This is a genomic window from Streptomyces sp. UH6 (assembly GCF_013421635.1).
Lineage (GTDB): Bacteria > Actinomycetota > Actinomycetes > Streptomycetales > Streptomycetaceae > Streptomyces > Streptomyces abyssomicinicus.
In genome coordinates this window covers 1-1,511 of sequence record NZ_JACADT010001202.1, presented here as the reverse complement: position 1 = coordinate 1,511, position 1,511 = coordinate 1, and the positions used below count along the sequence as shown (strand labels likewise).

Annotated in this window: 2 protein-coding genes; both read left to right on the top strand. The window is 75.6% G+C overall.

Features of this window, described 5'->3' with window-relative positions:
- The first annotated feature begins 5 nt into the window (after positions 1-5).
- Positions 6-461, top strand: a complete 456-nt coding sequence (locus HW445_RS30600) for an aerial mycelium formation protein (protein ID WP_257231397.1) — start codon at positions 6-8, stop codon at positions 459-461.
- 131 nt (positions 462-592) lie between these two features.
- Positions 593-1,511, top strand: a 919-nt coding sequence (locus tag HW445_RS30595; RefSeq protein WP_257231396.1) for an asparaginase, incomplete at its 3' end; no start/stop codon positions are given.

Genomic DNA, 1,511 nt, shown 5'->3' with positions numbered 1-1,511 from the left:
GCGCGCTGCGCCGCCGGGCCCAGCGGGAGGAGGCCGACCTCAGCTATCTGCGGAGGCTGCTCCAGGGCCGGATCGACATCCTCCGGGCCGAGCTGGGGCACCGGGGGCCGTCCGGGCAGCCCTCGGTGAGGGAGCTGGGACCGGTCATGGAGCGGCTGCCGGATATCCTCCGGGACGCCCCGGCGCGCCATCCGTCCTCGGCCCGCCACGTCACCCTCTCCGCGCCGCGGAGCGAGGAGTACCGGACGCTGGCCGCCGGCATGCTGGACGAGGTGGGGCTCTCCGACCTGGCCGCCCGGACGGACGTGGAGCTGAGGGTGGCGCTCGCCCGGCTGGTGCGGCACGAGCGTGAGGTGTCGCTGCGGCGCCAGGACCTCCAGCGCACCGCCGACGTGTGCGGCGCCGAGCTGGCACGCAGGTACCGTGAAGGAGAAGCACAGGTGGACGACCTGCTTCTCTGAGTCCTCCCGAAAGGCCCCGCACCGTGTCCGAGCCGACCTCCGAGCCGACCCGCGCCCTCGCCGCAGACCGCCCCTCGGGAGCGGCCGCCCCCGCCACCTTCGAGGCGGCGGCCGCCGCCGGTCCGGTTCCGCTGGCCGACGTGGTGCGGTCGGGGTTCGTGGAGGGGCGGCACCGCGGGCACCTGGTGCTGCTGGCGCCGGACGGCTCGGTGGAGTTCTCGCTGGGCGACCCGGGCGCGGCCGTCTTCCCCCGTTCGTCCAACAAGCCGATGCAGGCCGCCGCGATCCTGCGGGCGGGGCTGCCGCTGAAGGGCGAGCGGCTGGCGCTGGCGGCGGCCAGCCACTCCGGCGAAACGTTTCACCGTGCTCTGGTGCGCGAGATGCTCGCCGAGTTCCGGCTCACCGAGGACCAGCTCCAGTGCCCGGCCGACCTGCCGATGGACCCGGTCGAGGCGGAGGCCTACCTGGCCGCCGGCGGCGTCCGGGAGCGGGTCACCATGAACTGCTCCGGCAAGCACACCGCGATGCTGGCCGTCTCCGCGCTCAACGGCTGGCCGCTGGACAGCTACCTGGACCCGGAGCACCCGCTGCAGCGGCTCGCCCACACCGTGATCGAGGAGGCGGCGGGCGAGCCGGTGACGGCGGTGGGCACCGACGGCTGCGGGGCACCGCTGATGGCGATCACGCTCACCGGCCTGGCCCGGGCGTTCCGCTCCTTCGTGCTGGCGGAGCCCGGCAGTGCGGAGCGCCGGGTGGCGGACGCGATGCGGGCGCACCCGGAGTACGTGGCCGGAACCCGTCGTCCGGACACGTGGCTGATGCGCGAGGTGCCGGGGGCCTTGTCGAAGATGGGCGCCGAGGCGGTCCAGGCGGTGGCGCTGCCGGACGGGCGGGCGCTGGCGTTCAAGGTGGAGGACGGTGCGACGCGTGCCCTCGGCCCGGTCCTGGAGCGGGTGCTCCGCAGGGCGGGGGTGGACGCCCCCGTGCTGGAGCGCGTCGGCCACGCTCCGCTGCTGGGCGGTGGCCGAGAGGTCGGCGTGATCCGCGCCG